The following is a 17220-nucleotide window of genomic DNA, read 5'->3' as shown; positions in this document are numbered from 1 at the left end:
GAATAAAAAAAAGCGCTATCTCAATGATAACGCTGGAAGTGTAGTCTTATTTTATCTATAGAAGAGTATAATATGAAATTGCCTTATTACGGCGACGCTTGCTATGCGTAGTCTGTAGTCAGCCCATTTGACTCCAGTAATAACACTTATCTCACAGTATAAATACGTTCACTTAGCTGACCTACTTGTTAAGTAATTATAACTATTTTTAATACAAAGGCCTAAACGTTCACTAACTTTGTATTATTTCCAAATTAGCATTGGCCTTATTGATTCCCTAGCATAAGTAAATTATAAAAATAGATAACTCAGTATAATAAAGTATTTAAAAGTGTTTCTAAATGTTATTGATTGCATTATAGCGCAACACTTTTGTTGCGCAAGTGTTTTTTCATTTTCATGACAAGATACAGAATAAAACATAAAATCAATTCAAATCAAAAAGATACAGAAAAAACATAAGAATAAGGCAAAATATTTAACCTATAGTTAAGATATTACAAACAATTTACATTTTTTATAAAAAAGAATTCATTTCAAATTTAAAAATAAATTTAATATTAATTAAATATATAAATTAGCTTTAAAAATATATTCCCTGGAATAATAAAACTTTTTTAACATTAATAAAATTAACATATTTTTCATTATAATTTATTAGTAGTATTTACGTAATTAAGATTTATCAACCTAAAAATTAAAAATAAAAACAACCAGACCTATGATAAACAATCATTTTTTGACCAATCTCTCTTTTATTAAATAACCGCCCTATTAATAAGGGAATATACAAAAATAGATTAAAAATAATACTTATATAAATCCTTATTGGTAACATGGTTTATTTTTAATAAAGTTTTACATCATTATTGCATTGTCATTGATAAAATAACCAGAATTAATAGGTTATTTAACTCGTATTTATGAATTAAAAAACTAAGAAAATGAATCAATATGACTAATGAGTAGGTAGAAAAAAAGGTAATATCAATAGAAATTACTATGATAAGAAAGGAAGAACACACAATAATTCATTATAAAAATTAATGAAAATATTTATTACTTATCGGGAATACAAGCGAAAACATCCAAAATAGAGTAAAAAAATGGGCACAATGGTCAAGCTACCTTATCAAATTGCGAATAAAAAGCGTCAAATAAGAATAAAATTCTTTAAAAAAAAATTAATTAGATAAATAAATGCGCTTGGATTTTCACAAATAGTACCTAAGGGAGGTTAGTAAGACACGAACTTATCTTAATGGTATGGTTAAATAATAAAAAACGCGTTTTACCTTTAACGATAAAACGCGTTTATACGATGTAATTCGCTTATTTTGAGGATGATGTCGCTTCCATTCCCACTAAACCAATCTTCAAGTACCCTGATTGACGCAATGCATTCATTACATCCATCATAGTTTCATAATCAACACTCTTGTCCGCTTGGAAAAAGATTGTTGTTTCCTTATTGGAACTCGTTGCTTGGTCAAGTGTAGAAGCAAGCTGTTCCTTTGTCACAGCTTGGTCACCAATAAAAAGCTGGCTATCCGATTTAACCGTTAGAAATACAGGTTTTTCAGGACGCGGCTGCGGCTTCGCTGTCGAGGCGGGTAAGTCGACTTTAATATCAACTGTTGCCAATGGTGCCGCAACCATAAAGATAATCAATAAAACCAACATAACATCAATAAAAGGTGTTACGTTAATTTCATGCATTTCACCGCTATCGTCTTGTTCGTCACCTAAACGCATTGCCATAATAATTACCTTGCTTTGCTATTTGCCAGATCAAGATCACGCCCCAGTAACAATGCGGACTGAGCAGCGACATCCCCTACTTGACCACGATAGTTGTTGATCATACGGGCAAAAATATTATAAATCACAACCGCAGGGATAGCGGCAATAAGACCAATTGCTGTCGCTAATAATGCTTCTGCAATACCAGGGGCAACAACAGCGAGGTTAGTCGTTTGCGAGTGGGCAATCCCGATAAAGCTGTTCATGATCCCCCAGACAGTCCCAAATAGACCGACAAATGGAGAAATCGCACCAATAGTCGCCAAATAGCCATTACCACGCCCCATATAACGGCTAATCGCAGCAACAGCTCTTTCTAAACGGAATGATGTGCGCTCTTTTGTGCCTGATAAATCAGAGCTATTCGCTGATAAAGCTCGCTCAGTAACAGCTTCATTTAATAACATACGAGTAATGCTATTTGCTTTGAAGCCTTCTGCGATACTGACCGCCTCATCAAGTGATTTTACCTCAGCAATCGCTTTTGCTTCTGCTTTTAAGCGGCGACGAGCGACTAATATTTCCAAACCTTTTGAGAAAAATAGAGCCCATGTAATAACAGAAGCAATCACCAAACCAATCATAACGGTTTTAACCACGTTATCTGCATTTTGGTACATTCCCCAAACAGATAAGTCTTGATCAAAACCCCCTGTCGGTGCTTCTGTTGCAATTTCAATATTTTCATTAACAACTGTTGTGTTCACGGCTTCGCCTTGCGCAGGCTCAGCAGGTACTGATGCAACTTCAGCACTTGGTGTTGTTGTTGGTGCAGCCGGGTTTACTGCCGGTTGTGTTGATGGTGTATTTTGAGACGCAGCTGGTGTTGTTGCAGGTGTGGTTTCAGCGACTGCTGCCGTCCCCATCAAGCCGAACGCCAATAGAATAGAAGCTGTTAGTTTACGCATCAGTTGGCCTTTACTCTCTTTTTAGTGTTGTATAATAAAATTCATATCGATGATTGTGCCATTCATCGACTAACCTTTAAAAGCGAAATTTGACTCGCGCTGTCCGTCTCTTTTCAAAAAGACGGTGCTGATGATATCAAACACAGCGCGAATTGATAGTAATTATCATTAGTATTCGCGATTTTTTTATATTTTTTTGCGTTTAGACAAACATGTCCTTCTCTATTATGCGGTTATTTTCCTTAATAATTCATAGCTCAATTAAGTGTTCATACGCAACCTGAGAAAATGAGACTTACCTATGAATTGAAAGTTGAAGAATACTCAGGTTACATTTCTATCAGGATCATTTAACGTCTTAGTATAAATCACCTTTGAGTTTAACTAGTTCACATCCTGTGTAGGGAAAAATCATGGCAGACATAAAACCTGAAACACAATTAGTTCATATTGGGCGAAACCCTAAATACACACAAAAAGGAGTAAACCCCGTTATTCAACGAGCTTCTTCTATTATTTTTGATACGCTTGAAGAAAAACGACATGCAACTCGCCATCGTGCAAATAACGTACTATTTTATGGACGCCGTGGTACGCAAACTCATTTCGCTTTTCAAGAGGCCATGACAGAATTAGAATCAGGTGCTGGATGCGTCCTTTACCCATCAGGCGCAGCAGCTATCACAAATGCCATTTTGTCGTTTATTTCTGCTGGCGAACATATCCTTGTTACAGGCTCAGCTTATGACCCAACTCAAAATTTTTGCGACAATATTCTCACTAAGTTAAATATCCAAACCACGTATTTTGATCCACTCATCGGAACAGGTATCGCTGATTTAATTCAGCCCAATACGCGTATTGTATTCTTGGAGTCCCCCGGTTCTATCACCATGGAAGTTCATGATTTACCGACAATCGTAAAGACAATACGTGCGAAATCCCCTGAAATTGTGATTATGATTGATAACACTTGGGCTGCTGGTGTTTTACTTAAACCTTTATTATTTGATGTTGACGTATCAATCCAATCAGCAACTAAATATATCAATGGCCATTCCGACGGTATGCTCGGCCTTGCTGTGGCAAACCAACGCTGTATTGAAACATTGCGCGAAAATTCATATCTCTTAGGCCAAACCGCTGATCCAGACACCGTTTATATGGCTAATCGAGGACTACATACATTACCGACTCGCTTAAAACAGCATCAAATTAATAGCTTACAAGTCGCTAACTGGTTACAACAACGTCCTGAAGTTGAACAGGTATTTCACCCTGCACTTGAGAATTCACCGGGCCATGAATTCTTTATCCGTGATTTTACAGGTGCTAATGGCCTTTTCTCTTTCCAACTAAAATCACGCTTAACCACTGAGCAATTTACCGCTTTTCTTGATAATTTTAATCATTTTAAAATGGGTTATTCATGGGGTGGTTTTGAGTCGCTGATTTTGGGATACCAAAAAGAAGATTTACTCAATATGCGGCAGTATGATTTTTCACCAAAAGAAGGAACCTTCTTCCGAGTGCATATCGGGTTAGAGCACACCGATGATTTAATTCACGATTTACAATTAGCTTTCGAAAGAATTTAAATTAAAAATCAATATATTAATTGCAGGAGCTGCGTTAAATGTTTCCTGCAATTTCTCCACTAAATGATTAATTCTTCAAACAAATCAAACTTGAGCCCTTTTTTTCCTGTAATATAGATAATAAAGAAATTCGCTTTTACGCAGATACAGGAATGATTATGGAAGTCCTACGCGAAATCGTACTGGCACTTTGGCACCACGATTTCCTTAAACTCTCCAACCCTGAAGTGCTTTGGGTTATTTATACCGTACTTTTTGTTGTCATTGTTTTAGAAAATGGCGTCCTTCCCGCCGCTTTCTTACCCGGTGATACCTTGTTGATCCTTTCAGGTGCATTAATTGCCAAAGGGGTCTTACACTTTATTCCCACAATACTATTGCTAACAACAGCAGCCAGTTTAGGTTGCTGGTTAGGTTTTCTACAAGGCCGATGGTTAAGTGAAACCAAGGTTGTGAAACGCTGGTTAGCGCAAATTCCTGAGGAATATCACACCAAAGCAAACAATATGTTTAATAAGCAAGGATTATACGCCCTACTTATCGGCCGCTTCCTTGCATTTGTCAGAACAATATTACCATTGCTCGCTGGGTTATCTGAATTAAGTCACCGCCGTTTCCAATTTTTTAACTGGCTAAGTGGCTTGTTATGGGTTGGCTTGATTGTCACCTTGGGGTATGCCTTAAACCAAATTCCTTTTGTGAAAGAACATGAGCAAATTGTTATTAGTGCGCTAATGATTATCCCTGTCATCCTACTAATTAGTGGGCTAATTGGTTCAATTGTAATGTATTGGAAACACCGAAAGGCACTCTCTGGTAGCAAAGAAAAATCATAGTATGACCGAGTAATGGCCGCTAATTAGCGGCCATTTAGTTTTATTGATCCATCAAACTTATTGATCCATCAAACTAATAGCAGAAAATAAGTACTGGCCAATTTCTGCTGTCATCCATGTTCCTTGCGAAGTCTTGGGTTCCTCACGATAAATTACCCGAATTCTCTCTTGTAGCTCAGGATCTCCCCCCGTAAACTGGTTGAACATCGCTAACCATGTTTTCGCTAATCGTTGTACTTCGGGTGAGTCTGGGGATTTATGTGCTTTTAATGCATTATATAAACCTGCGATTAATTCGGGCCACGCCTCACCTGAGGAAAAATAATGTTGCTGAACAAAAGCAAATTGCTCCGCAGTTAAATGTGGTTTAAACAGTGATAATTGGTACTCACTAAAACCCTCTGCTACATATTGGATCATTGCAACAGAAATACCTGATGAATAGGCTAACGTGTTATCCGATAAATGAATTCGATTCAATCGTGCAAAGAAATCCGGGTTGCCTCCGGTATCTCTTTCTAATGCCGTCATCCATTCATGTGCGATTTGTTGCACCTCGATAGATTGAGGTGTTACACCTTGTTCCATCAGCTTGCTTACCGTTGCTACGCGCTGTTGCCACTCTTGGTTTTTCAGCGTATGCGCCGTATAGAGTGGCAATTGTTCCAATTCTTGAGGGGTAAAATATTTATCAAACATCGACATCATCTCCAATACAGAAAACCAATCAGCCTGAGTTAAAGTATTCCCCGTTTGCATTTGCCTGTGTAATTGCTCTAATCGATTACGTAATGTCGCCATTTGCTCCATTTGTTCCGTTAATAATGCAATTCGCTCTTGCAGCAAACTCGTCATATCTCCACTCTGGCCATCCAGTAATTCACCGATGTTTTTCAGTTTGACTCCAACTTGCCGTAACAATTGAATTTGCGTTAAACGCTCTATGCATTGCATGTTGTAAAGCCGATAACCTGCATCGGTTCTTGCAGTTGGTACCAATAAGCCAATTTCTTCATAATGATGAAGTGTACGGACGGTTAATCCTGTTTTTTCCGCAATCTCACCAACTTGAAATAGCATAGGTTCCTCCTGTAATTGCGACCAAGGTTAGTGCCTCACGTTACGTGAGAGTCAATCTCAATTTTGCATTTTTTATTGGAATTATATTTTACCCACAATATCACCAGACAATTATTTTCTCGCTAGCGATAGTTTAAAAGTAGCAATAAAAAAGCCCCAGTAGATTGAATACTGAGGCTTACATAGGTGACTTATTAAATAATTACTTAATTAATGCATGCATTTCTTGTACAGAGATTACTGTATCTGTTGGATCTGCACTGAGCGACATCGTGGTGGCAAAACCGCCATTCAACGTCGTGTCATAGTGAACTTTGTAGCGCAATGCACTGCGACGAATTAATTTTGAGTCTTCAATAGCTTGACGCCCTGCGGTGGTATTCACAATGTAATCATATTCACCATTCTTAATTCTATCTTGAATGTGTGGACGACCTTCATGAACTTTGTTAACGAGGCGCGGATTAATCCCAGCCTCTCCTAACACAATCGCCGTACCGTGAGTAGCATCCAGCTCAAAGCCGTGTTTTAACAGCTTAGCAGCTAAATCAACCACGCGAGTTTTATCTCCCTCACGAACAGATAACAGTGCACGGCCTGATTTTTTCATCGTCGAGCTACTGCCTAACATCGCTTTAGCAAAGGCTTCAGCAAATGTCCGGCCGACGCCCATTACTTCGCCTGTTGAGCGCATTTCAGGCCCAAGAATTGGGTCAACACCAGGGAATTTATTGAATGGCAATACCACCTCTTTCACAGAGTAATATGGTGGAATAACCTCTTCCGTCACCCCTTGCTGTGCCAAGGTTTGCCCTACCATCACACGCGCTGCAACTTTCGCTAATGGCACACCCGTTGCTTTAGAGACAAAAGGCACAGTCCTTGCCGCACGTGGATTGACTTCAATTAAGTAAACTTCATTATTTTTGACTGCAAACTGCACGTTCATCAAGCCACGTACACGTAACTCAAAGGCAAGGTTACGAACTTGTTCACGCATTACATCTTGGATTTCTTGGCTAAGCGTATAAGCAGGTAGAGAACATGCGGAGTCACCAGAGTGCACACCTGCTTGCTCAATGTGTTCCATGATACCGCCGATCAGTACCATCTCACCGTCACAAATCGCATCTACGTCAACTTCAACCGCATCGTCTAGGAAACGGTCAAGTAGCACTGGCGCATCGTTAGAAACACTTACCGCGGTTTGGAAATAGCGACGTAAATCGATTTCGTCATATACAATTTCCATTGCTCGGCCACCTAGTACATAGGATGGACGAACAACCAGTGGGTAGCCAATAACAGCTGCTTTTTCAACTGCTTGCTCAATCGCTGTGACAGTTGCGTTCTGTGGTTGCTTCAAGTTCAAGCGATTAACGGCCTGCTGAAAACGTTCACGATCTTCTGCGCGGTCGATGGCATCTGGGCTCGTACCAATAACAGGAACACCGGCAGCTTCCAACGCTCTCGCTAATTTCAATGGTGTTTGACCACCATATTGCACAATCACGCCTTTTGGCTGCTCGATACGCACAATTTCAAGTACGTCTTCCAGTGTCACTGGCTCAAAATAGAGGCGATCTGATGTATCATAGTCAGTTGAAACGGTTTCAGGATTACAGTTGACCATAATGGTTTCATAGCCGTCTTCGCGTAACGCTAAAGATGCATGCACGCAGCAATAGTCAAATTCAATCCCTTGCCCAATCCGGTTTGGCCCACCGCCTAATACCATCACCTTCGGTTTAGCATTATTTGGGTTTGACTCGCACTCATCTTCATAAGTGGAATACATATAAGCCGTATCTGTTGCAAATTCTGCCGCACAGGTATCAACACGTTTATATACAGGATGTAAATCATAGCCTTGACGTAATTTACGCAGTTCTGCTTCAGAAACCCCGACTAGACTAGCTAAACGGGCATCTGCAAAACCTTTCCGTTTGAGTACACGTAAGAAGTCTTTGGTCAGGCCATTGATACCTAATTCAGCCACTTCTTCTTCTAAACGTACCAGTTCTTCGATTTGCACTAAGAACCAGCGGTCAATATTGGTTAAATTGAAAACACCATCAACAGAAAGCCCCGCACGGAATGCATCCGCAATAAACCAAATACGCTCTCCACCAGCATCTTTTAATTCACGACGGATACGAGTCAGAGCTTCAGGGTCCTCTTGGGCTACTTTCGGGTCAAAGCCTGTTGCGCCCACTTCTAACCCACGTAACGCTTTTTGCATTGATTCTTGGAATGTGCGACCGATAGCCATCACTTCACCAACTGATTTCATTTGCGTTGTGAGTCGGTCATTCGTGCCCGCAAATTTTTCAAAGTTAAAGCGCGGAATTTTTGTCACAACGTAATCAATGGAAGGTTCAAATGATGCAGGGGTACGGCCACCAGTGATATCATTCATTAACTCATCAAGGGTATAGCCCACGGCTAATTTTGCCGCAATCTTTGCAATTGGGAAGCCTGTCGCTTTAGAGGCAAGCGCTGATGAACGCGAAACCCGCGGGTTCATTTCAATAACAATTAAGCGCCCATCTTTAGGGTTTACCGCAAATTGAACGTTAGAGCCACCTGTTTCAACGCCGATTTCACGCAATACTGCCATCGATGCGTCACGCATGATTTGGTATTCTTTATCAGTCAGTGTTTGAGCTGGTGCTACGGTGATAGAGTCACCTGTGTGGATCCCCATGGCATCGAAGTTTTCAATGGAACAAACGATAATACAGTTGTCTTTTTTATCGCGGACAACTTCCATTTCGTATTCTTTCCAACCAATCAGCGATTCATCTATCAATAATTCGTTAGTCGGGGATAAATCTAAACCGCGAGTACAAATTTCTTCAAACTCTTCGCGATTATAGGCGATACCGCCACCGGTACCTCCCATCGTAAATGATGGGCGAATAATACAGGGAAAGCCTACCGCATCGGCAACAGCAAATGCTTCTTCCATATTATGTGCTATACCTGAGCGTGCAGTGCCCAAGCCGATTTTTTTCATTGCTTTATCAAAACGTTGGCGATCTTCTGCTTTATCTATTGCATCTGCAGTCGCCCCAATCATGGTGACACCGAACTCGGCTAAAACGCCTTTACGCTCTAATTCGAGCGCACAGTTCAATGCGGTTTGGCCCCCCATGGTCGGTAATACTGCATCTGGGCGCTCTTTTTCAATAATTTTACGCACAACTTCCCAGTGAATCGGCTCGATGTAAGTTGCATCCGCCATTTCTGGGTCTGTCATAATAGTCGCAGGGTTCGAGTTGACTAAGATTACGCGGTAACCTTCTTCACGCAGTGCTTTACACGCTTGGGCACCTGAATAGTCAAATTCACATGCTTGGCCAATCACAATTGGGCCGGCACCTAAAATCAGAATACTTTTTATATCTGTACGTTTTGCCATTTTTTTGCTCCCGATTATTGTGCGTTTTGACGAGGTGTGTTTTGACGGTATTCATTAATTAATTCAATGAAATGGTCGAATAAATTTGCCGCATCATGTGGCCCTGAGCTTGCTTCTGGGTGGCCTTGAAAACTAAATGCTGGTTTATCCGTACGGTGAATACCTTGCAATGTTCCATCAAACAGTGACTTGTGAGTCACGCGCAGTGTGTCGGGAAGTGTCGATTCATCAACCGCAAAACCATGGTTTTGCGCCGTAATCATCACCACATCTTTGTCTAAATCTTTAACTGGATGGTTAGCACCATGATGGCCAAACTTCATTTTCATGGTATTAGCACCGCTGGCCAAAGCGAGTAATTGGTGCCCTAAACAAATACCAAATACTGGGATTTCTGTGGTTAAGAATGTTTCAATTGCCTTGATTGCATAATCACAAGGAGCCGGGTCACCAGGGCCATTCGATAAGAAAATACCATCGGGGTTCATCGCCAATACGGTTTCTGCTGGTGTAGTTGCTGGCACCACCGTTAAACGGCAACCACGGTCAACTAACATACGTAAGATATTACGCTTTGCACCGAAGTCATAAGCAACAACATGTAGAGGGAGTTCTTCCGCAGTTTTCGCGCCTTGCTGGCCATTTTCCAGCGTCCATGAACCTTGGGACCAGTTATAAATCTCTTTAGTGCAGACTTCTTTTGCCAAGTCCAACCCATTCAAACCTGAAAAACTACGCGCTTTTTCCAATGCGAGTGCAACATCAGGGTTATCACCCGCAATGATACAACCGTTTTGAGCGCCTTTTTCTCTCAGTAAACGTGTTAATTTACGTGTATCGATATCCGCAATCGCCACGACATTATGGCGTTTTAGATATTCGGATAACCCTTCTTGCCCGCGGAAGTTACTGTAAACCAATGGTAAGTCACGAATGATTAAGCCTTGTGCATGAACATTTGGGGATTCTTCGTCATCAGTATTAGTGCCGACATTACCAATATGGGGATAAGTGAGAGTAACAATTTGGCGGGAATAGGAAGGGTCTGTAATTATTTCTTGATATCCGGTCATCGACGTGTTGAAAACGACTTCTCCAACTGCAGCGCCTTCTGCACCGATAGCACGCCCGTGGAATTGGGTTCCGTCTTCCAGAACCAATATAGCTGACTTAATCAAAACACCCTCCGGAGAATAATAAATCACGTTTTTTGCATATTAATTCAGATTTTACGATCTAAATCAATGCCAAAATGAGTTTTTAAGCAAATTTTTGGCAAATTGCGCGCATTCTAATGATGAGATAGGGTCTTGTCTAGAAAAAAATGCATTTTTTTCACTTTTATCTTACTTTTTTACTTAACCACCTCACTTTTAGTTGGATAAGTAGTATAAATAGCAGTAAATATGAATAAGTAAACGGTTGCAAAGCAAGATAACTAGTTTATTGATAATAACCCAGCTAAAAGAAGGAAGAAAGGATAATTAACGAGCAAAATTGAAGGTGAAAACCATGAAAACACCAATTAATATCGATTTGAACAAAAATAATTCAAATCGATATTATAATAATAAATATAGATTACAAGATCATAATTTAAAAGACAAAATAAAAAATAAAAAACTACAAATCATCCAAACTAAGCACATCTTTCATATCATATAACCCATTATTTTTAGCACAAACCCACCCTGAAGCTTTTATTGCTCCATTTGCAAAGGTCATACGGCTAGAGGCTTTATGGCTAATTTCAACTCGCTCCCCAATATCTGCAAACATTGCAGTATGTTCACCCACAATATCCCCAGCACGGATAGTTGCAAAGCCAATAGTTCCAGGTTCTCGTTCCCCGGTGTAACCTTCACGGGTATATACCGCACACTCTTTTAAGTCTTTCCCAAGTGCACTAGCAATAGACTCTCCCATAGCCAAAGCCGTACCTGATGGCGCATCCACTTTATGGCGGTGATGTGCTTCAACAATTTCAATATCAGTGTAATTTCCCATCACTTTTGCTGCTTTTTCCAGTAATTTCAGCACCACATTGACACCAACACTGAAATTCGCCGCAAAGACAATAGGAATAGATTTCGCAGCTTCGGCAATGGCTTGCTTACCTTGCTCATCAAACCCTGTCGTTCCAATTACCATGGCTTTTTGGTTTGCTTTACAAAATGCAAGATAGTGTAAAGTCCCTTCTGGGCGCGTAAAATCAATGACAACATCAAAATCATTAACAACCTGATTAAGTGAATCAACAATGGCAATACCTAGCTTACCGATACCTGCGAGTTCCCCTGCATCAGTCCCGATAAGTGATGAGCCCTCGCGCTCAATCGCGGCACCTAATTGAATTCCATCTTGTTGTTGCGCGGCTTGAATTAACTGGCGCCCCATACGCCCACCGGCACCAACTATTGCGACTCGTACCATTGAATTTGCCATGGCTTATCCTTTTTTTAATTAATGCAAATCGATAAATTTGAACTGTTGTTTAGGATAAAAAGGCTATTTTTACCCACAGTTTAGAAATGATTGTGATACAGATTAACTATCCTGACCCCATTCTGCTAGCAAAAATGCATCGTTATTAACAAAAGCGTAGAGAACACGAGGATTATCAGTAAAAGTGTTAATGGAGAGAAACGATGAAAGGGACTATATGAGCGATGAGCGGATAAGTTACAACAGCCGCTAAGGAATAAATCATAACGCGGCTGTTCCTATAATTGAAATCAAATGATTAATTAATCTCTTTAACCTCAACCCTTAATTCTTTAGGGACCTCAAAGACGATATTTTCTTCACGCCCTTGCAATTCAACAACAGAGTCAGCCCCTAATTCTTTAAGCCTATCAATAACTTGCCTAACTAGAATATCTGGAGCAGATGCCCCTGCTGTTAAGCCGATAATATTTTTATCCGCTAACCATTCCGTTTTAATATCTTCCGCACCATCAATTAAATAGGCAGGCTTTTGCATACGCGAAGCTAACTCTGCAAGACGATTTGAGTTTGATGAGTTTTTAGAACCGACGACTAAAACAACATCAGCGCGTTCTGCAAGCTCTCTCGCTGCTTCTTGGCGGTTAGTCGTTGCATAACAAATATCGTCTTTACGAGGCCCAACGATACTTGGAAAGCGAGATGTCAGCGCATCAATGACATCAGAAGTATCATCAACAGAAAGCGTTGTTTGTGTCATGAAAGAAAGATTATTTTCATCTTTCACCTTCAGTTTCCAAACATCTTCTGGGCTTTCAACAAGATACATCCCACCTTCAGGGTTGCTATATTGCCCCATCGTACCTTCGACCTCTGGATGCCCAGCATGGCCAATTAAAATAGCCTCTTTGCCTTTACGGCTAGCTCGTGCAACTTCCATATGAACTTTCGTAACCAAAGGACAAGTGGCGTCAAATAACATCGTTAGATCGCGAGAACGAGCTTCTTGACGAATAGCTTGGGAAACGCCATGCGCAGAAAAAATCAAGATTGACCCATCCGGTACTTCTGAGATTTCTTCAATAAAGATAGCACCACGTTGACGTAAATCATCAACAACATAACGGTTATGAACCACTTCGTGACGAACGTAAATCGGAGCACCATATATTTCTAATGCCCTTTCTACGATGCTAATTGCGCGGTCTACGCCAGCACAAAACCCACGAGGGTTAGCCATTAATATTTGCATTGTGATTCTCCAATTGCGGGTCTACTTCAAGCACTTCGATATCAAAACTAATCTGCTGCTCAGCGAGAGGGTGGTTAAAATCAATAGTAATCGACTCACCTTCAATTGATTTTACTACACCTGGCATTTCACTGCCATTCATCGCGGTAAATAGCATTATCGTACCAATTTCAGGAATGCCTGTTTCTATAAAGTCACGCAATGAAAAATATTGAACTAAATCAGGATTATGTTTCCCAAAAACAGTGTCTCCGGGCAGCGAAAAACTTTTCTTTTCACCTTCATTAAGGCCAATCAATTGAGCTTCAAGTTCTGGCGATAAGGAGTCATTCCCTAAAACAAACAACGCAGGCTTTCCTTGTGCATGCGAGGAATCAGCCGTAGAGCCATCTTCCAATTTCAGTGTGAAATGCAGTAAAACAGAGCTCTGCGCCTGTATTTGAGTAGACATAAACCAAACCTATTTATCATAAAATTCAGCCCAGAAAATCTGGGCTGTGAGTTATTACATTCTAACCTAGTGCACTACCATTTTATTTGGCTTTTTCTTGCTTTGATTTATCTGGTAGGAAACCTTCTAAAATCACAAGTGCCGCACCAATACATATCGCCATATCCGCTAGGTTAAATGTCGGCCAATGCCAATTACCGACGTAAAAATCAAGGTAATCGATAACGAAGCCATGGACTAAACGGTCGCTTAAATTACCGATAGCACCGCCAATAATCAATGCATAAGCAATATTTGATAGGCGTTTTTGTGCACTTTGGCGATACATCATAACCATTAAGATAACGGAGATCCCAATTGCAATACCTGCAAAGAACCAACGTTGCCATCCGCCTTCATCAGCCAAGAAACTAAATGCCGCGCCAAAATTTTGCGCATACATTATGTTAAAAAATGGCATGATCGGATGCGGTTCGTACAAATTTAGGTCACTAAGCACTAATTGCTTAATGCCTAAATCCGCAACGATAATCACAATGGTTAACCATAACCAACGCAAACCGGTAGAACAAACTGGCGTCTTCATTAAGCAAACTTACGTGTTTCGCCGTTACCGGCTACGTTAGTGACACAGCGACCACAGATTTCTGGTTGCTCGCTTGAAGAACCGATATCACTTGCATAATGCCAGCAACGTGGGCATTTTTCACCCGCTGCTTTACTGAAAGCAATTTTCAGGCCTTTCAATTCACTTTCTTGTGCATCTGCTGGAGCTGTTGCGATATCAGCGACATGGGCTTGTGATGTCAGTAAAACAAAGCGTAATTCATCACCCAAGCTTTGCAGTTTTTCGGCCAGAGCTTTATCCGCATACAATGTCACCGCAGCTTCTAATGAGCCCCCGATAAGCTTATCAGTACGCGCTTGTTCTAAGACCTTATTCACTTCACCACGAACAGCCAATAGCTCAGTCCAGAAGCTGTTGTTCATTTCATTTGATTCATCTAAACCAAACAAACCGTCATACCACTCTTCGGTAAGAACGAATTGAGCGCGTTTTCCTGGTAACTCATTCCAAATTTCATCGGAAGTGAAGGACAGAACTGGAGCCATCCAACGCACTAACGCTTCAACAATATGGAATAACGCAGTTTGGCAGCTACGACGCGCTAAACTATCACTTTTCGCCGTATACTGACGGTCTTTGATGATATCCAGATAGAATGACCCCATTTCAATGGAGCAGAAATGCATTAATCTCTGGATAACAGACAAGAAGTCGTATTCATCATAAGCTTTGGCTATTTCTTGCTGAGCTTCTAACGCACGGCTCACCGCCCAACGGTCTAAAACCACCATATCTTCTGGTTTCACCATGTCGGTTTCAGGATTAAAACCATTTAAGTTAGCCAGTAAGAAACGTGCAGTATTACGAATACGGCGGTATGAGTCAGCCGCTCGTTTTAAAATTTCATCTGAAACCGCGATTTCGCCAGTGTAATCTGTTGATGCAACCCATAAACGTAAGATATCTGCACCCAGTTTATTCATGACATCTTGAGGGCTCACTGTGTTGCCTAAAGATTTAGACATTTTGCGGCCTTGGCCATCAACAGTGAAGCCATGTGTCAATACTTGGCGATAAGGTGCTTTACCTTTCATTGCGGTTGATAACATCAATGATGACATAAACCAGCCGCGGTGTTGATCTGACCCTTCAAGGTACATATCCGCTGAATTACCATGGAATTCAGGACGTGCGTCCACAACCGCAAAGTGCGTTGAACCTGAATCAAACCATACGTCTAAGGTATCAGGTACTTTACGATATGTTTCGGCTTCATCACCCAACAGCTCTGCTGGGTCAAGATCCCACCATGCTTGGATGCCATCCACTTCAACACGCTTAGCCACTTCTTCCATTAATTCTAATGTACGAGGGTGTAACTCTTCAGTGTCTTTATGAACAAACAACGACATTGGGGTACCCCAAGTACGTTGACGAGAAATACACCAGTCTGGGCGGTTTTCAACCATTGATTCAATACGTGCGCGCCCCCAACCCGGGATCCATTGAACAATATCAATTTCTTTCAGCGATTGTTCACGTAAACCGTTTTTATCCATACCGATAAACCACTGTGGCGTAGCACGGAAGATAACTGGAGTCTTATGGCGCCAGCAGCATGGATAGCTGTGTTGAATCGCTTGTTTGTATAGTAATGCGCCTTTTTCGTTCAATAATTCAACGATAAGGTCATTAGCTTTAAAAATAAACACGCCATCTAATGTTGGGTAAGTATTTGGTAAGAAGCAACCATCTGGCCCTACAGGGTTCGCTGTTTCTAAGCCATATTTCTGACCAACCACATAGTCTTCGGGACCGTGGCCTGGTGCAGTATGAACAGCACCAGTACCCGCGTCTAATGTCACATGGTCACCCAAAATTGCAGGCACATCAAAGCCCATAAATGGATGATTGAAACGTAAAAGTTCAAGTGCAGAACCCTCACACTCCCCTAGAACTGCCCACGCTTCAACCCCTATCGTTTTCATTACCTCTTCGACAAGGTCAGCAGCTAAAATGAGTAACTCACCATTTGCTTCGATTAAATCATATTTAAACTCAGGGTTTAAAGAAATCGCGCGGTTAGCTGGCAAAGTCCAAGGCGTTGTTGTCCAGATGACTAACGAAGGTGTTTTTTCGCTAACAATGCCAAATTTTTCGCACACAGCCTTGCCATCTACGGCTGGGAAGCGAACATAGATAGATGGTGAGGTTTTATCATAATATTCAACTTCAGCTTCCGCTAATGAAGAACCGCAAGCAGTACACCAGTGAACAGGTTTTGCCCCCTTCACTAAATGGCCATTTGCAATGGTTTTAGCCAATGCTCGGATAATATGAGCTTCGGTTTTAAAATCCATTGTTAGATAAGGTTTATCCCACTCACCTAAAACACCAAGACGCATGAAATCAGCTTTTTGCCCTTCAATTTGCTCTTTAGCGTATTGACGGCATTGTGCACGAAATTCAGCAGCGGAAACTTTTTCCCCTGGCTTACCGACGATTTGTTCAACTTTATGTTCAATCGGTAATCCATGGCAGTCCCAACCTGGGATGTATGGGGAATCATAACCCGCCAACCCTTTGGACTTAATAATAATATCTTTGAGAATTTTGTTAACTGAGTGACCAATATGAATACTGCCGTTAGCATACGGAGGACCATCGTGCAGAATAAAGGTTTTCTTACCCGATTTTGCTTTACGGATTGCCTGATACAAACCTTCTTTGTACCAGCGCTCTAACATCTGTGGTTCGCGTTTAGCGAGATCGCCACGCATTGGGAACCCTGTTTCCGGTAGATTCAGGGTATTTTTATAGTCACTCATCGATTCTCAGTTCCAATTTTCCGCTAA

General features: G+C 41.0%; 12 protein-coding genes. 2 read left to right on the top strand and 10 right to left on the bottom strand.

Annotated elements, in window-relative coordinates:
* Positions 1-1332: 1332 nt before the first annotated feature.
* Positions 1333-1761 carry a TonB system transport protein ExbD gene (gene exbD / locus M1F26_RS03190; protein WP_094961939.1) on the bottom strand — a complete coding sequence of 143 codons (429 nt, stop codon included), beginning with the start codon at positions 1759-1761 and terminating at the stop codon, positions 1333-1335.
* Between the two features lie 5 nt (positions 1762-1766).
* Positions 1767-2711: a tonB-system energizer ExbB gene (exbB, locus tag M1F26_RS03185; protein WP_140172084.1), complete on the bottom strand. Its 945-nt coding sequence runs from the start codon at positions 2709-2711 to the stop codon at positions 1767-1769.
* Between the two features lie 413 nt (positions 2712-3124).
* Between exbB and metC the strand changes: the two genes are divergently transcribed.
* Positions 3125-4309: a cystathionine beta-lyase gene (gene metC / locus M1F26_RS03180; protein WP_140172083.1), complete on the top strand. Its 1185-nt coding sequence runs from the start codon at positions 3125-3127 to the stop codon at positions 4307-4309.
* Between the two features lie 158 nt (positions 4310-4467).
* Entirely contained in the window at positions 4468-5145 is a 678-nt protein-coding gene (locus M1F26_RS03175; RefSeq protein ID WP_004914669.1) for a DedA family protein, read from the top strand.
* Positions 5146-5202: 57 nt separating this feature from the next.
* Here the strand turns inward: M1F26_RS03175 and M1F26_RS03170 are convergent, their stop codons facing one another.
* The 8 genes from M1F26_RS03170 to ileS all read right to left on the bottom strand — a co-directional run bounded on the left by M1F26_RS03170 (position 5203) and on the right by ileS (position 17193).
* Positions 5203-6225, bottom strand: coding sequence for a MerR family transcriptional regulator (locus tag M1F26_RS03170; protein WP_140172082.1), 1023 nt, complete (start codon positions 6223-6225; stop codon positions 5203-5205).
* A 202-nt stretch (positions 6226-6427) separates the two neighbouring features.
* The gene (gene carB / locus M1F26_RS03165) at positions 6428-9649 is read right to left on the bottom strand and encodes a carbamoyl-phosphate synthase large subunit (RefSeq protein ID WP_004905617.1); all 3222 of its coding nucleotides are present in this window, start codon (positions 9647-9649) and stop codon (positions 6428-6430) included.
* Between the two features lie 14 nt (positions 9650-9663).
* Positions 9664-10827, bottom strand: a complete 1164-nt coding sequence (gene carA, locus M1F26_RS03160) for a glutamine-hydrolyzing carbamoyl-phosphate synthase small subunit (RefSeq protein ID WP_180359518.1) — start codon at positions 10825-10827, stop codon at positions 9664-9666.
* A 445-nt stretch (positions 10828-11272) separates the two neighbouring features.
* Positions 11273-12094, bottom strand: a complete 822-nt coding sequence (gene dapB, locus M1F26_RS03155; RefSeq protein ID WP_110592416.1) for a 4-hydroxy-tetrahydrodipicolinate reductase — start codon at positions 12092-12094, stop codon at positions 11273-11275.
* Positions 12095-12392: 298 nt separating this feature from the next.
* On the bottom strand, positions 12393-13346 hold the full coding sequence (gene ispH, locus M1F26_RS03150; protein ID WP_004905626.1) for a 4-hydroxy-3-methylbut-2-enyl diphosphate reductase: 954 nt from the start codon (positions 13344-13346) through the stop codon (positions 12393-12395).
* A complete protein-coding gene (fkpB, locus tag M1F26_RS03145; RefSeq protein WP_004905629.1) occupies positions 13327-13797 on the bottom strand; it encodes an FKBP-type peptidyl-prolyl cis-trans isomerase in 471 nt (156 codons plus the stop codon). The genes ispH and fkpB overlap by 20 nt, the downstream gene beginning before the upstream one ends.
* Positions 13798-13879: 82 nt before the next feature.
* On the bottom strand, positions 13880-14383 hold the full coding sequence (gene lspA / locus M1F26_RS03140; protein WP_109911860.1) for a signal peptidase II: 504 nt from the start codon (positions 14381-14383) through the stop codon (positions 13880-13882).
* A complete protein-coding gene (ileS, locus tag M1F26_RS03135) occupies positions 14383-17193 on the bottom strand; it encodes an isoleucine--tRNA ligase (RefSeq protein ID WP_140172080.1) in 2811 nt (936 codons plus the stop codon). Before ileS ends, lspA begins: the two co-directional genes overlap by 1 nt.
* Positions 17194-17220: the final 27 nt, after the last annotated feature.

Origin of the sequence: Providencia sp. PROV048 (assembly GCF_033688165.1) — a bacterium.
GTDB classification, from domain to species: Bacteria; Pseudomonadota; Gammaproteobacteria; order Enterobacterales; family Enterobacteriaceae; genus Providencia; species Providencia hangzhouensis.
This window is presented reverse-complemented; position numbering and strand designations above follow the sequence as displayed.

Excerpts from the sequence above, each read along its gene's own strand:
- exbD (WP_094961939.1), bottom strand. The coding sequence starts at position 1,761 with ATGGCAATGCGTTTAGGTGACGAACAAGACGATAGCGGTGAAATGCAT.
- exbB (WP_140172084.1), bottom strand. The coding sequence starts at position 2,711 with ATGCGTAAACTAACAGCTTCTATTCTATTGGCGTTCGGCTTGATGGGG.
- metC (WP_140172083.1), top strand. The coding sequence starts at position 3,125 with ATGGCAGACATAAAACCTGAAACACAATTAGTTCATATTGGGCGAAAC.
- M1F26_RS03175 (WP_004914669.1), top strand. The coding sequence starts at position 4,468 with ATGGAAGTCCTACGCGAAATCGTACTGGCACTTTGGCACCACGATTTC.
- M1F26_RS03170 (WP_140172082.1), bottom strand. The coding sequence starts at position 6,225 with ATGCTATTTCAAGTTGGTGAGATTGCGGAAAAAACAGGATTAACCGTC.
- carB (WP_004905617.1), bottom strand. The coding sequence starts at position 9,649 with ATGGCAAAACGTACAGATATAAAAAGTATTCTGATTTTAGGTGCCGGC.
- dapB (WP_110592416.1), bottom strand. The coding sequence starts at position 12,094 with ATGGCAAATTCAATGGTACGAGTCGCAATAGTTGGTGCCGGTGGGCGT.
- ispH (WP_004905626.1), bottom strand. The coding sequence starts at position 13,346 with ATGCAAATATTAATGGCTAACCCTCGTGGGTTTTGTGCTGGCGTAGAC.
- fkpB (WP_004905629.1), bottom strand. The coding sequence starts at position 13,797 with ATGTCTACTCAAATACAGGCGCAGAGCTCTGTTTTACTGCATTTCACA.
- lspA (WP_109911860.1), bottom strand. The coding sequence starts at position 14,383 with ATGAAGACGCCAGTTTGTTCTACCGGTTTGCGTTGGTTATGGTTAACC.
- ileS (WP_140172080.1), bottom strand. The coding sequence starts at position 17,193 with ATGAGTGACTATAAAAATACCCTGAATCTACCGGAAACAGGGTTCCCA.